The organism is Paraburkholderia caffeinilytica (genome assembly GCF_046030355.1).
Taxonomy (GTDB): domain Bacteria; phylum Pseudomonadota; class Gammaproteobacteria; order Burkholderiales; family Burkholderiaceae; genus Paraburkholderia; species Paraburkholderia caffeinilytica_B.
In genome coordinates this window covers 19902-33635 of record NZ_JAQQCQ010000032.1, presented here as the reverse complement: position 1 = coordinate 33635, position 13734 = coordinate 19902, and the positions used below count along the sequence as shown (strand labels likewise).

Sequence of the window (13734 nt, the reverse complement as noted above, 5' to 3'; positions counted from 1 at the left end):
CTCACACCACGCCTGCTAAGTGGGCGCCATGGCTCGCAACGGGTTGTGGTGCATCTGGAATCTGTGTCTTCGCACCTTCAACTCCTGTGACAAGGGAGTCATACTTCCCGCCTCGCACTTTGTGCTCGTCGGAAAGGTCTGCCGGGTGGGTTGTTCTTTCGAACCGTCTGGTTGCTAATGTGCCGGCGCAGAGCAGGTTCGTCATCGCACTTAGCGCATACAGCACGATGAATCCTTCGCCGAAAAAGTAGGGCGTCGTCGATAATGTCGCGCCTATCACCATCCCGATGTGGTGGGCCGCGCCAGGGCAACTCGCACTCATTGCGCTGCGCGATTTCCCACGCAATGTCATCAGCGCCGGAATCGTCAGGCAGTCGAGAACCAGAAATATTTTTGCGGCGAGGAGCGCGAGTGTTGGACTGTCTACGGATGCGAGGGCTCCAATTAATGCAGCTCGTAGCGCGTACAGCACAATCAACATTCGCTTGTTGTCGGTGGATCGGTCAGCGATGAACGCCAACGTGCAAACGGCACCCACGGAAAGCAAGATCTGCCATGTCGGTTGGGCGCTACTCATGCCGCAAATCGCGTAAAACTGGAAACGCGCAAGACTGCCGCTCGATAAGCCTGCAAGCAATGCGAGCAGCGCAGTCGCGCCGGTTGCGTGGATGGCTCCGGCCGACTGGGCTGTGTTTCGATTTGCCTGCCGATTCGGATCGGAATCCTCATGAGGCAACGCTGACGCGCCCGCACGATACTGCCCATATAACAGCACGCTACCCACCACCACAAACAACCCGGCTATCGTGGTGGAATGCTTCAATCCAATCACATACGCTGGCAAGATGCTCATTGCACTCATCGCGGCAATTAGCGTTGCCGCCGTCGCAAGCGTGGTCCGCGGTCTGGATGCGCTCGACATCAATAACGGCACGATAGTCATCGTTGCCAGCGCCAATGCGCTCATCCACAGCGCGTTGGCGCGTTGACCAAGACTGGCTTGCGTTATCAGTGTCGCCGCGCCGCTCACGAGCAATACACAGGCTATGCCGCATATGCTCGCAATTAATCTGTGTGCTGCGTTGTTCACACTCGCTACTGACACACGTGCCATCCAACCTACGCTCGCGATTAACCCGCCTACAGCGTCTCTCGCGCATGCAATCTGTCCGCATTCCCCACCGTCCGCGCCCGCAATCAGCATGCGTGGTACGCGGCCGTCGCTTGAAGTTGGCCGGTGTACTACGCTGCACGCAGTCGCGGGACGCGCGCGTGTCGCGTCGGCCATGCGTGCAGCGGCGGCTCGCGCGCCGCGCGTCGTCAGGTCAGCGCGTGCAGCAGCCATGATCGGTGGACTTGCCGTCTTCGACGCTGTTCTGGTCTCGCTCGGACGGCAAGTCCATCGTGGGGTTGGCGGAGAAGAAGTTGTTCGGCTTGAGCATGAAGCCGGCGTATTCCACCGGCATCACCGGGAAGTCTTCGGGCTTGCACACGTGCGTGTGACCGAAGCTGTGCCACAAGACGATGTCTTCGTTCTCGATGTTGCGGTTCGCCTCGATGTAGCGCGGCAAGCCGTCACCGCCGGCGTGCTGGTTGGGGTAGTCGCCGCTGGCGTAGCGCTCGGCCGGATCGAACGGGGTGACCCACACGTGACGCGTGGCAAAGCCGCCGCGTTGGCGGACCTTCGAGCGTTCGTCGGCAAGCATCAGCGGGGAGTCGTTCACGATCAGCTTGTAGCCGGGATTTGCGCCGACGGCGTTCTTCACGTTCGGGTTGGTCACCTTCCAGTAACGTCCGGTGCTGCCGTTCGCCACGCGCGCGGCTTCGCTCTCGGTTTTGAATACGCGCTTCGTGGTGTCGAAGACGTTGCCGTACGGATTCGTTTCGCCCATCGGACGTGGCACGAATTCGTGTTCGGTCACGGTGTTGCGTTCACCATCCACCATCATGTGCATGCGTGCATTGAAAAAATGCTGGTGGGTGGGGCCGCCGAGGTTCTCTGTGATCATGCCGCCCCACGGGTAGGTGTCGCCGTCAGCTACCGCCGAGGTTTGCACGATGCCGGTCAGCTTGCATTCGAGTTGAATCGTGCCGTCCTGATAGAGGTACCAGTAGAAGCCGTAGTCGTAGTTGCCGACCGTCGCGAAGAACGAAATCACAAGGCGTCGCGAACGGCGCATTTCGAAGACGCCGGTGCGAAACTCGTAGTGCTTCCACAGGGTGCCGTAGTCCTCTTCGTGCATGCACACGGCGTTCTTCATCACGAACGCATTGCCGAAATCGTCAGCGGAAGGAATGTCGAAATAGCGGATCGTGCCGAGGCAATCACAACCGAGTTCAAGTTGATTCGCCAGTTTGCCAAGGCCGTATTCGCCGGCATCGAATGCGCTCTTCCAGTAGTGATTCGTACTCGGGTCGGAGTAGGGCACGCACATTTCCGTCACGCTCGCACGGTAGATGATCGGCCGCGCGTTCTTGCCGTCGTCCCATGACAGTTGATGCAGCACCAACCCCTCGCGCGGCGTGAAGCCGACCCGGAAGTTCCAGTTCTGCCAACTCACATGCCAGCCGTCGATCTTGAAGCTCGGACCCTCGGGCTGGCTGATCGACAGCGGCTTGAGCGTGTTGCGCGGTTCGCCGAGGCTCGGCGTATCGTAGTTGTGCTTCGCGCGCGGAATCGGAATGATGCGGCCGTCGTCCACCAGTTCGATTACTTTCTTCTCGAGCAGATCGACCACTGCTACCACGCCTTCGATCGGATGCGCGTAGCCGTTGTCAGTCACGTTCTCGCGGTAGTAGCTCACGCAACGCACGAGGCGCCGGCCGTTCTCGTTCTCGCGGTCGAAGCAGCCGGCGGAAAACGGGTCGACCTGGACACGCTCCAGATCGCTCTCGGTGATGCCGCGCTTCATCACGGCCACGCGCCACGCCGCGTCGTTTTTGACGATCTGTTCGGCGTTCATGAAGTCTTCGATCATGATCGGCGGCTGGCCGTACGGCGCCTGATCGAACGGCAGCACGTTGCGTGAGGCGATTTTTTTCTCTCTCAGGTCCACATGGAGTTCAATAGTCGTGCCATTCGTACGATCGATTGCGAGGACGAAGGCCGTGCGCGAAAAATATTCGCCGGCCTTGAATGCGACTACTTCGGCTTTCGGCGGCTCGCGCAATTCGACCATCGGAAAGCGAACCTGCGCGTCGAGTTTTTCGGCGGCCTTCACGAGATCGCAGGCAAGTTGCATTTCGTCCGGACTCAGCGGATCGAGCGGATGAACCGGGGCGTGAGCGGCTTTCGTGGCATTCGTGTTCATAAGATTCCCGTAAGGAGTGGGCTGGACCGGACTGCGTGCGCGGCTCGGTGAAGCGCGTCGAACGCTGAGTCGATGGCAAATCGTAGGAACCCAATAATATTTTCGCGCTTGCCTATCGCGCCAAATGAACGATAAAGTGCGCCAGGAGGAATGACACGCAGCACATCAGCGAAGACTTGAGAGGAGACGCTCAGCATGAAAAAAGTCACGCTCAACGGCAGTTTTCCGATGATCCGCGCGGCGGTAATGGGACCGGTCGTGCGCGCACTGGATGCATCAGGCGCTCATTGCGACGCGCTGCTCGAGGAGTTCGGCATGAGTCGCAAGCTCCTGTCGAATCCGTATGAAATTCTGCCGCTCACGCGTTACGTGGCGGCATTCGAGCGCGCGGCCGAAGTGCTCGGCGAGCCGTCGCTCGGCTTGCGCCTCGGCAGCGAATTGCAATTGACGGAACTCGGGCCGGCGGGTCTCGTGTTTCTGTCGTCGCCGACCTTGAATGCGGCGATGCGCAAGTTCACGCTCGCACTCGCGTCGTGGCAGAACGCCACGACCTGCGAGTTGCTGCGCGATGGCGAATGGCCGGTCTGGACCTATCAGGTCGCCAATCCGCAGATCTGGCCGCGACGGCAGGACGCGGAATACAGCCTTTCAACCATGTGCAACATGATCCGGATGGTGCGCGGCGTGGCGTGGAATCCCGTCGAACTCCATTTCGAACACGCGGCACCCGCCGATCTCAAACCGTATGCACGAAATTTCCGCGCGCCAGTACGTTTTCAACAGCCTTTCAATGGCGTCATTCTGCGTCCGCTGGACCTCGACGCACCACTCAAAAGCGCCGATACGCAAATGGCGCGCATGATGGAGCGCCACGCCACCGATCTGATTGCGCGCGATGCGGTGCCCCACAGCATCGTCGAACAGGTCCGCGATCTGGTGACGCGGCGGCTCGCACATGAAAAGCTGGTCGTCGCCGACATCGCGAAAGATCTCGGTCTCTCGCATCGCTCGTTGCAACGGCATCTGGCTGAGGCGGGGACATCTGTGCGGCAGATCGTGCGCGAAGAGCGGCAACGTAGTGTGGAAGGGCTGCTTGAACGTGAAGGACTCACCAACGCGGCGATTGCCCGCGCCGTGGGTTATGCCGATGCAACCGTGTTGTGGCGCGCCACGCGCAACTGGAAAAAACAATAAACGGTGACCATCTGGCAAATTCTTTCATTCTGAAAGCGTGAGAGCATCGTCGCCGCACGAAAATAAAAACTTCTGTTTCCTAAACTTTCCTAAGCATTTGCTGCGAACCGCCGTGCCTGACACGCTCGCGGCCATTGGCGCAAATTATCGAAAATTTGGCGCAGTTCGCGAAGTCGCTTTATTTTTTAGCTACCTACCATGCGCTCACACCGAAACGTCGAACGTCGGTCAACCGAGCGTCTGGACCAGTATTTCCAGGGTTTAGGCGAGATCCAGACTAGCCAACAAAATAGAGGCAGCGATGAATGAACCCTACTCTCCAACCCGTCTGGTCGACGTGGAGAACCCCGTGGAATTGAAGGGCAATACGCTGGGCCTGTGGCAGATCGTGTTTCTGGTGATCTCCGCGGCCGCGCCGCTTACCGGCATGCTCGGCGCGGTGCCGCCCGCGATCAGTCTGGGCAATGGCGCCGGCATTCCGGGCGCGTTCGTGATTGCCGGCGTCGTACTGCTGATTTTCAGCGTGGGCTTTGCGTCGATGAGCCGGCACGTGGTGCGCGCCGGCGCGTTTTACGCATACATCACCGCCGGACTCGGACGGCCGCTCGGCATGGCCGGCGCACTCGTCGCACTGATGTCGTACACCTTCATCCAGATCGCGCTATACGGACTGTTTGGATTTTTCTGCACCGTGATTCTTTCTCCGCTTCTGCACACGGCGATGCCCTGGTACGGCTATTCGCTGATCTGCGTGGCGGTGGTGCAATTCACGGGCATCCGCGGTATCGATCTGAATAGCCGTCTGCTTGGCGTGCTGATGTGTCTCGAACTAGGCATCCTGCTGCTGCTTGCGATTGCGATCGTCGTGCATGGCGGTGGTCCGAATGGCCTCACGCTCGCTCCGTTCACACCGGCGCATGTGTTCAGCGGCCACCTCGGCATTGCGGTCATGTTCGCCTTCGCGTCCTTCATCGGCTTCGAAGCGACGGCGATTTACGGCAAGGAGTGCCGTGACCCGAAGGTCACCGTGCCGCGCGCGACGTACGTATCGGTCATGCTGATTCTCGTGTTCTTCGCTTTCGTCACGTGGACGATTGTTTGCGCGTACGGACTGAACGATGTTGTCGCGGTCGCGACGAAGCAACCCGGCGATTTCTGGTTCATTCAATCAGGCAAGTACCTGGGCGGTGCGGTAACGACGGTGATGAGCTTCCTGTTGCTCAGCAGTATTTTCGCGAGTCTGTTGTCGTTCCATAACACGCTGGTGCGTTATATCCACGCGTTGAGCCTGGAGGGCATCCTGCCGCAAGCGCTCAACCGGGTGCACGAAAAGTACCGTTCGCCGTATGTGGCGAGCTATTTGCAAACGCTCTCCGTGTGCGTTCTGCTCGGGCTCTTCATCGCGGCCGGCAGCGATGCGTTCAATATCGTCTTCAGCTGGAGTTCGGCGCTCGGCACGATCGGTATTGTGATGTTGCAAGCGGTGACCAGTTTTTCCGTCATCGCATTCTTCCGCAAGACGCGCAAGGACACGCGCGTATGGCACTCGTTCGTCGCGCCGCTGGTGGGCGGTATCGGCCTGCTGTATATCGGCGTGATTCTGGTGCGCAATCTCGATGCGCTCAGCGGCTCCGATAGCCCGATCGTCAAGTCTTTCCCCTGGATCGTATTCGCGGTGGCGCTCTCCGGCGTCGTGATCGGTCTCATCCTGCGTAAGAAGCGGCCGGATATCTACGCGCGCTTCGGGCAGTAAGCGAATGGCGCGCAAGCCACCCGGCGCGCCTCGTCTCATCACGTTCTAACGATCGACTGCTGCCGTTCATGCTCGAGCGGCGGCGGAGCGATGTCGTTCGTCCGGTTCGTCCTGTTTGTTGTTGCTGATTTCACCACTCAACTTCCGGCAAAAAAATATGGCAGACACATTCGTCAAGCGCTCGGCGCTTGCGCTGGCCGCGTGCGGCCTCGCGATGGGCGCACATGCGCAATCTTCGGTGACGCTCTATGGCACGGTCGACGCCGGCGTCGTCTACACCACCAACCAGCAGACGACGCTCGCCGACGGCAGCACCAACGGTCACGCGAATTATCAGTTGGCGGGCGGCAATCTGGTGCCGTCGCGTTGGGGCCTGACGGGCGCCGAGGATATCGGTGGGGGCACCACGGTGAACTTCACGTTGGAGAACAGCTTTCTGATCGGCAACGGCGCGATGTTGCAATCGAATACGCTGTTCAACCGCAACGCGTGGGTCGGGTTGAACAACGGCACGTATGGCGCGCTGACGTTCGGCCGTCAATACGATCCGTTCTCGGACTACATGGGTGCGTACGCGTCGAGCAATAACTGGGCGACGCTGTACGGCTCGCATTTCGGCGACGTCGACAATCTCAACGAAGCCTTCAACTTCAACAATTCGATCAAGTACATCAGCCCGAGCTTCGGTGGCTTGACGATTGGCGGGTTGTTCAGCCTGGGGGGCGTGGCGGGGAATTTCTCGCAGAACAAGGGCTGGGCATTGGCGGCGAATTACGCGCAAGGGCCGCTGTCGCTGAGCGCGGGGTATCTGGAGTTGAACCAGCCGTTGCAGGCGGCCTTAGGCGGTACCACCGGATATATCGGGGATTTCAGTTGCGCGAATGCGGACGCATCGTATTGTCTGCTGCAGCAGGCGAGCAAGGTGAGGATTTTCGGCGCAGGGGGCTCGTATGCGTTCGGCAAGGCGGGGGTGGCGCTCACCTATACGCATACGCGTCTCTCGCAGAGCCAGTATTTCGCGAGTGCGGCATCGCCGGCCGGCGCGGATATTTCGTTCGACATTGCCGAGTTGAATACGACCTATGCGCTCGCGCCGGATTTGCAACTGGGTCTGGCCTATATCTTCAATGATGCCAAACCGAGCAACAGTGCGTCGACGCGCGTGCATCAGATCAATCTCGGCGCGGTGTATAGCCTGTCGAAGCGGACGGCAGTCTATGCGGTGGCGATCGGGCAGAAGTCTTCCGGCGCCGGGCTGGGGATCAATCCGTCGACAGGGCAGACGGAGAATCTGGCGCAGATTCCGAATATCGTCAATTCGGACACGGACAAACAGCTCTCCGTGATCGTGGGGTTGCGGCACAATTTTTAATCTGCCTAGGCGGCGCTGGCAGGCGCTGGCCCCAGCGCCGCATCCCGAATCACTCGACGTGCCGTGCGGGGGAAAACTAGTCTGCCAGCCGTTTGTCCGCCAGCGCGTTCTGGCAATCCGCCAGCACCTGTCTCACCAGCCGCGCCTGAGGGTCAAGCTCGTCCGTATCGAGAATCTCCTCGACAGCGTCCCGTGCCCAATCGGCATCCACAAATTTTGCGTGCCGCTGCGCAATCTCCAGGGCAGTTGCGGACAACCTGGCGATACTCAGCCAGTCTGCTTCCCGGGACCGATGGTCGAGCCACTTATGAGCGGCCTGCACGTGAAACGCCGCGTCAGGCCAGTCCTCATTCAGGTAATAAGCACCCAGGCAGCCGCATGTGAGCCAGCACAACAGCTCCAAACGGTCACGTGGACTCAGATGATGGCGTACATCACTCATGGCGACGCTCGCTGCTGTAATTTGCGTTCCGGTGAGGACGGCGAGCCGCCCTCCGCTTACGTTACACAATATCACGCAGAATTCCCGAGCGGCAATGCCTGACTGACCCTGGCGGTTCCGGCACCACAAACACCGCGTGGTAACCGGCAGGCGGCAGGCGGCCTGACTGCGCTAGCGCGTAGCGACGATAAACAGCCGTGGGAACGGCAGCAGCACGGTGCCGTCAGCGAGGGCCGGATAGGCTCGCGCGATCGCGTCCCGGTAGCGTTCCAGGAATACGCCTTTCTCGCTGTCGTCGAGTTCGGCCAGGAACGGTCTCAGCGCGCTGCCTTTGAACCATTCGACCACCGCGTCCGCGCCGCCCGCGAGCGGGTGGTGGTAGACGGTGCGCCACACGTCGACCCGCGCGCACAGCGGTTTGAGCAACGCGTAGTACCAGTCGGCGCCGTAGCGCATAGTGCGTTCCGCTCCCTTCAGCTTGTTCGCCCAAGGGCCGTCTGCCGCGATTTCGCGCAGCAGACGGTGTGCAGGTTCGTCGAGGTTGTCCGGCATTTGCACGGCAAGATTGCCGCCCGGCGCAAGTTTTTTCACCAGTGACGGAAACAGCTGCTCGTGGTTCGGCACCCATTGCAGCACGGCATTGGCGAGGATCAGGTCGTAGGGGCCCGTGGCGTCCCACGTGACGATGTCGCTCACCTCGAACTGGAATTGCGGCAAGCGCTTGCGCGCCGCCGCGATCATGTCGGCGGAACTGTCCAGCCCGCTGACCGCCGCGCCGGGCAGGCGGGCCGCCAGTGCTTCGGTGGAATTGCCGGGGCCGCAGCCTATGTCGACCGCGACCCGCACCTCCGTTTCCGGGATCGCCGCCAGCAGATCCCTGACCGGGCGCGTGCGCTCGTTTTCGAATATCACATACTGCTTTGCAGCCCAATTCGTCGATGAAGTCACGTCGCGCTCCTTTTTCCTGATCGCTGGACCGTGTCCGCTGACATCCGCACACGCTGTGCGGCGTCGAACCGATCCAATCCGCTCATTTTGTGCGGTGGCGAGGGCGGAGTAAAATGAATTTATTATTCCGATTCGTTCATTTTTCTAATGAAAATCGATACGCTTGGCGTACAGGCGTTCGTCGCGATCGCAGATCGCGGCAGCTTTCAAGGTGCAGCCGATTCACTGCACGTCACGCAAACGGCCATTACGCAACGTCTGCGCAAACTCGAAACGTACCTCGGCGTCACGCTGATCGAGCGGACCACCCGTTCCATGGCGCTGACGGAAATCGGGCGCCATTTTCTGCCTCAGGCGCGCCGCCTGTTGGGCGAGCTTGCCGATGCGCTGGTGGAGATTCGTGAGACAGGCGTGGCCCGTCGCGGCGATGTGTCGATGGCCTGCGTGCCGACGGTGGGCGTGCAGTATCTGCCGCGCATTCTGCAGGCGTATGCCGCGCGTTATCCGCATAACCGGATCAAGATCCTCGATCACGCCTCGTCCGCGGTGGAGGAGGCCGTGCTGCGGCGGGAGGTTGAGTTCGGCATCAACATCGCCGGCGAGCATCATCCGGATCTTGCCAGCGTGCCGTTGACGGAAGACCGCTACGTGCTGATTTGCCATGAAGATCATCCGCTGGCAAAACGGCGGCGCATTGCCTGGTCGCAATTGCAATCGTATCCGCTGATTTTTGCGGGCGAGGTCAGCGGTAATCGCGCATTGCTCGATGTCGCGCTGGCAAAGAACGAACTGGCGCTGCGCTCGTTTTATGAAGTGCAGCGCAGTTCGACTGCAGTGGGGTTGGTCGCACAGGGCGTGGGCGCGGCCGTCGTGCCGGCGCTCGCGATTCAGAAGGGCGCGTATCCGACGGTGCGCATGGTCGAACTCACGCACCCGGTGGTGTCGCGCACGCTCGTCCTTGTGGCGCGTAAGAGCGCTCAATTGTCGCCGGCAGCGCAGGCCCTCTACGACATGATTCTCGAGCAGGCAACGTTGAAAGCGTAATTCCCGCCCCAGCCCCTACAGACACTGCGTCCGCAAGCAGCTCGCCGCATGACTCAGATCGTGTTCGATCGCGCGCCGCACGCCGGCGGCGTCACGCGCCTTTGCGGCGTTCAGCAATTCATCGTGCGCGTCGTTAAGCGTGCCGGCAAACTGCGCATCGCCAAACAACAGATTTGAAATCGGACCGACCTGCAGCCACACCGTTTCGATCAACTCGAGCAGAAGCGGCGAGCCGGCCGCGCGGTACAGGATCAGATGGAATGCCTCGTTGGCATCGAGATAACCCTTGGCATCGGCGGTCCGCAAGGCCTGCGTCATTTGCGTATTCAGTTTTTCCAGTGTTTCCAGATCGTGCGCGCTGAGATGCGGCACGCCCAGTTCGGCGGCCTGGCCTTCGAGAATCAGGCGCACGCGCAGCACGTCGTCGAATTGTTCTTTCGACAGACGCGGCACCGTCACGCCGCAATTGGGCACGTTCACCAGCGCCGATTCGGCCGCGAGGCGCTGTAAGGCGGAGCGCACCGGCATCTCGCCCACGCCGAGTTCGGCAGCGACGTGACGGATCTTGATGCGCTCGCCCGGCACGAAGCGCCCGATCGTTAGCCATTGCCGCAGCGTTTCGTAGGTCTGGTCCTGCAGCGTGTGGTGGCGCGAAGTTTTCATAAAGCTCGATGCAGGGGCCGAAAAAGGGCTGAAAAATGAGCCGAAAAAGAGGCGGTAAAAAAAGTCGACGGTTTCGCACCGGCCGCATTCGATCAACCTCGATCTGAAAATCGCCTAGGTCAAATCAACTCGGCAAGGCAGGCGTCGAACGTGGAAACCAGTTTGTCGACGTCGGCCGCCGATGTCTCAGGACACACCAGAATCATGTTGTGAAACGGCGTAATCAGCACGCCGCGATTGAGCAGGTACAGGTGCACGATATGCTCCAGTTCCGGATCGAGCTGGCGACCGGCTTCGGCGCCGTTGCGCGGCGGCGTCGGCGTGAACTGGAATTCGGTGCGGGCGCCGACGCGCGTCACACACCACGGGAGGCCATGACGCGCGATCGCGCTTTTCAGACCGGCCTCGATGCGCTCGGCGAGCGCGAACATATGAGCGTAGGCGGCCTCGGTCATGACCTCGGCGAGCGTCGCGCGGATCGCGCTCATTGCCAGCATGTTCGCGGTGAGGGTCGTGCCGATGCCGGAATGGCCCGGTGGTGCGCTGCGCTTGGCGTGCTGTGCGCGGGCCGCCAACTCGGCGCTGAAGCCGTACACCGCACACGGAAAACCGCCGCCCACCGGTTTGCCGAGAATGAACAGGTCGGGTTCGAGGCCCTCCGTTCTCGTGTAACCGCCCGGCCCGCAACTGATGGTGTGGGTTTCGTCGATGGCGAGCAGCGTGCCGTAGCGGCGCATGAGCGCTTGCGCTTGCCGCCAGTAATCCGGGTCGGGCAGCACCATGCCGATGTTGGTCATCGCCGGTTCGGCCAGCACACAGGCCACGGCGCCATCCTTCAGCGCGGTTTCCAGCGCGGGCAGGTCGTTGAATTCGATCACGCGCGTGCTCTCGAGCAGGTCGTGCACCTGACCGATCAAACTGTCGCGCTGTTGCGGCTTGCCGTCGACGAGATCGACGAAGACGTCGTCCACGGTGCCGTGATAGCAGCCGTTGAAGATCACGATCTGTTTGCGTCCGGTCGCCGCGCGTGCCCAGCGCAACGCAAAGCGGTTGGCGTCGCTCGCGGTCATGGCGAACTGCCAGTAGGGCAAGCCGAAACGGCGCGCGAGTTCTTCGCCGACCCACGCGGCGTCTTCGCCCGGCAGCATGGTCGTCAAGCCGCGTTCGGCCTGGGCCGCGAGCGCGCGGGCCACGGGCGCGGGCGAGTGGCCGAACATCGCGCCCGTGTCGCCGAGGCAGAAGTCCGCGTAACGATGACCGTCCACGTCGGTAAACGCGGCGCCGCGCGCTTCGTCGACATAGAGGGAGAAGGGCGTCGACCAGTCGTTCATCCAGTGCAGCGGCACGCCGAACAACAGGTGGCGCGCGGCGCGTTCGGATAGCGCGCGCGAGCCTGGCATGGCGTCGGCAAATGCGCTGCGTTCGCGTTCGACGAGCGCTTGCGCGCGCGCCCAGTTGATGCCGTGGCGAGTATTCAAATCCAGCTTCTCCAATGACGTTTCCAGAATGTTTCCAGCGACAGACCGCGCTCAGACGAGCAGTTGCAAATGCTCGCGCTCCCACGCGGTAATGCCTTGCGAGAAGGTCTCGAACTCTTTCTCCTTCACCGCGCAATAGGCCTGCACGAACTGTTCGCCGAGCACCCCCGCGAGTTCGGTGCACTTCAGGAGTGCCTTGAGCGCATCTTCGAGACCGCGCGGCAATTCGTATTCGAGGTCGTAGGCGCTTTCGACCATCGGCGCCGACGCTTCCTGCTGCTCCACCATGCCGAGATAGCCGCAGGCGAGGGTGGCCGCCATCGCCAGATACGGGTTGACGTCGACACCCGGCACGCGGTTTTCGAGCCGCCGGCCGTCCGGTCCGGAATTCGGCACGCGGATGCCGCAGGTGCGGTTGTCGTAACCCCAACGCACGTTGATCGGCGCGGCGGTGAAGCGCGACAGGCGCCGGTAAGAGTTCACGTAGGGCGCGAACATCGGCATGGCGTGCGGCATGTACTTCTGCAAGCCGCCGATATAGTTGAAAAACAGCGGGCTCGCCGATCCGTCGGGCAATGAAAAGATGTTCTGGCCGGTCTTGCTGTCGACGATGCTCTGATGAATATGCATCGCGCTGCCAGGTTCATGCTCCATCGGCTTGGCCATGAACGTCGCGAAAATGCCGTGACGGAAGGCGGTTTCGCGCACCGCGCGCTTGAACAGGAACACGCGGTCGGCGAGATCGAGCGCGTCGCCGTGCGAAAAATTGATCTCCATTTGCCCCGCGCCCACTTCATGCACGAGCGTTTCGACGCCGAGATGCGTGGTCTCGCAGAAGCGCGACAGATCCTGGAAGAACGGATCGAATTCGTTGACGGCGTCGATTGAAAACGACTGGCGGCCGGCTTCGCTGCGCCCCGCACGGCCGAGCGGCGGGCGCAACGGTTCATGCGGATTCTGGTTCTGCGCGATCAGGTAGAACTCCATCTCCGGCGCGACCACGGGACGCCAGCCTTTTTCCTCATAGCACTTCAGCACGCGCCGCAACACCGCGCGCGGCGAAATGCCGATCGGTGTGCCGTCGAGCCCGACACAATCGTGGATCACCACCGCGACCTGTTCGATCGCCCACGGTACGAGCCGCACCGTGTTTGGATCGGGGATGCAGACCATGTCGGGATCGCTCGGCCCGACAAAGCGCTCGAAATCCGCGAACTCGCCGTTGACGGTAATCATCAGCAGCGCGTTCGACATGTGCATTTTCCCTTCCGAGAGAAACAGGTTCTTCGGCACGATCTTGCCGCGCGCGACGCCCGTCATGTCCGGTATCACGCATTCCACTTCATGGATGTGGTGATGTTCCAGAAATTCGCGCAGGTCGTCGCGTAGGTCGCTTTGCAAGGTTGACTCCAGTCGGTTGATGAAGACGGCGCGAAGCGCGGCTGCCATGCTTGCGCGATACGCTGCCTGTTCGGGAAAGCTGGGCTTTTTGCATGATGGGATTTGATCAAATCATCGCATGGATTTTT

General features: G+C 61.0%; 11 protein-coding genes. 4 read left to right on the top strand and 7 right to left on the bottom strand.

Features of this window, described 5'->3' with window-relative positions:
* Nucleotide 1 precedes the first annotated feature (1 nt).
* The gene (locus PQQ95_RS32780; protein WP_408445531.1) at nucleotides 2-1090 is read right to left on the bottom strand and encodes a hypothetical protein; all 1089 of its coding nucleotides are present in this window, start codon (nucleotides 1088-1090) and stop codon (nucleotides 2-4) included.
* Between the two features lie 235 nt (nucleotides 1091-1325).
* Entirely contained in the window at nucleotides 1326-3311 is a 1986-nt protein-coding gene (locus PQQ95_RS32775; protein WP_408445528.1) for a primary-amine oxidase, read from the bottom strand.
* 195 nt (nucleotides 3312-3506) lie between these two features.
* Between PQQ95_RS32775 and PQQ95_RS32770 the strand changes: the two genes are divergently transcribed.
* From PQQ95_RS32770 to PQQ95_RS32760, 3 genes are all read left to right on the top strand, one after another.
* Complete coding sequence (locus PQQ95_RS32770) at nucleotides 3507-4505, top strand: AraC family transcriptional regulator (protein ID WP_408445525.1); 999 nt, start codon at nucleotides 3507-3509, stop codon at nucleotides 4503-4505.
* 301 nt (nucleotides 4506-4806) lie between these two features.
* Nucleotides 4807-6258: an APC family permease gene (locus tag PQQ95_RS32765; protein WP_408445522.1), complete on the top strand. Its 1452-nt coding sequence runs from the start codon at nucleotides 4807-4809 to the stop codon at nucleotides 6256-6258.
* Nucleotides 6259-6415: 157 nt separating this feature from the next.
* Nucleotides 6416-7630 (top strand): porin, encoded by a 1215-nt coding sequence (locus PQQ95_RS32760; protein WP_408445519.1) that lies wholly within the window; start codon nucleotides 6416-6418, stop codon nucleotides 7628-7630.
* Between the two features lie 76 nt (nucleotides 7631-7706).
* On the opposite strand, the gene PQQ95_RS32755 is transcribed toward PQQ95_RS32760, so the two are convergent.
* Together PQQ95_RS32755 and tam are read right to left on the bottom strand one after the other, a co-directional pair.
* Nucleotides 7707-8072: a hypothetical protein gene (locus PQQ95_RS32755; protein ID WP_074283910.1), complete on the bottom strand. Its 366-nt coding sequence runs from the start codon at nucleotides 8070-8072 to the stop codon at nucleotides 7707-7709.
* 171 nt (nucleotides 8073-8243) lie between these two features.
* Nucleotides 8244-9020, bottom strand: coding sequence for a trans-aconitate 2-methyltransferase (gene tam / locus PQQ95_RS32750; protein WP_408445516.1), 777 nt, complete (start codon nucleotides 9018-9020; stop codon nucleotides 8244-8246).
* A gap of 147 nt (nucleotides 9021-9167) precedes the next feature.
* Between tam and PQQ95_RS32745 the strand changes: the two genes are divergently transcribed.
* The gene (locus PQQ95_RS32745) at nucleotides 9168-10064 is read left to right on the top strand and encodes a LysR family transcriptional regulator (protein WP_408445514.1); all 897 of its coding nucleotides are present in this window, start codon (nucleotides 9168-9170) and stop codon (nucleotides 10062-10064) included.
* Between the two features lie 15 nt (nucleotides 10065-10079).
* Here the strand turns inward: PQQ95_RS32745 and PQQ95_RS32740 are convergent, their stop codons facing one another.
* The 3 genes from PQQ95_RS32740 to PQQ95_RS32730 all read right to left on the bottom strand — a co-directional run bounded on the left by PQQ95_RS32740 (nucleotide 10080) and on the right by PQQ95_RS32730 (nucleotide 13654).
* Entirely contained in the window at nucleotides 10080-10727 is a 648-nt protein-coding gene (locus PQQ95_RS32740) for a GntR family transcriptional regulator (RefSeq protein ID WP_408445511.1), read from the bottom strand.
* Nucleotides 10728-10846: 119 nt separating this feature from the next.
* Nucleotides 10847-12205 (bottom strand): aspartate aminotransferase family protein, encoded by a 1359-nt coding sequence (locus PQQ95_RS32735; RefSeq protein WP_408445508.1) that lies wholly within the window; start codon nucleotides 12203-12205, stop codon nucleotides 10847-10849.
* Nucleotides 12206-12256: 51 nt separating this feature from the next.
* Nucleotides 12257-13654 (bottom strand): glutamine synthetase family protein, encoded by a 1398-nt coding sequence (locus tag PQQ95_RS32730; RefSeq protein WP_408445506.1) that lies wholly within the window; start codon nucleotides 13652-13654, stop codon nucleotides 12257-12259.
* Nucleotides 13655-13734 lie beyond the last annotated feature (80 nt).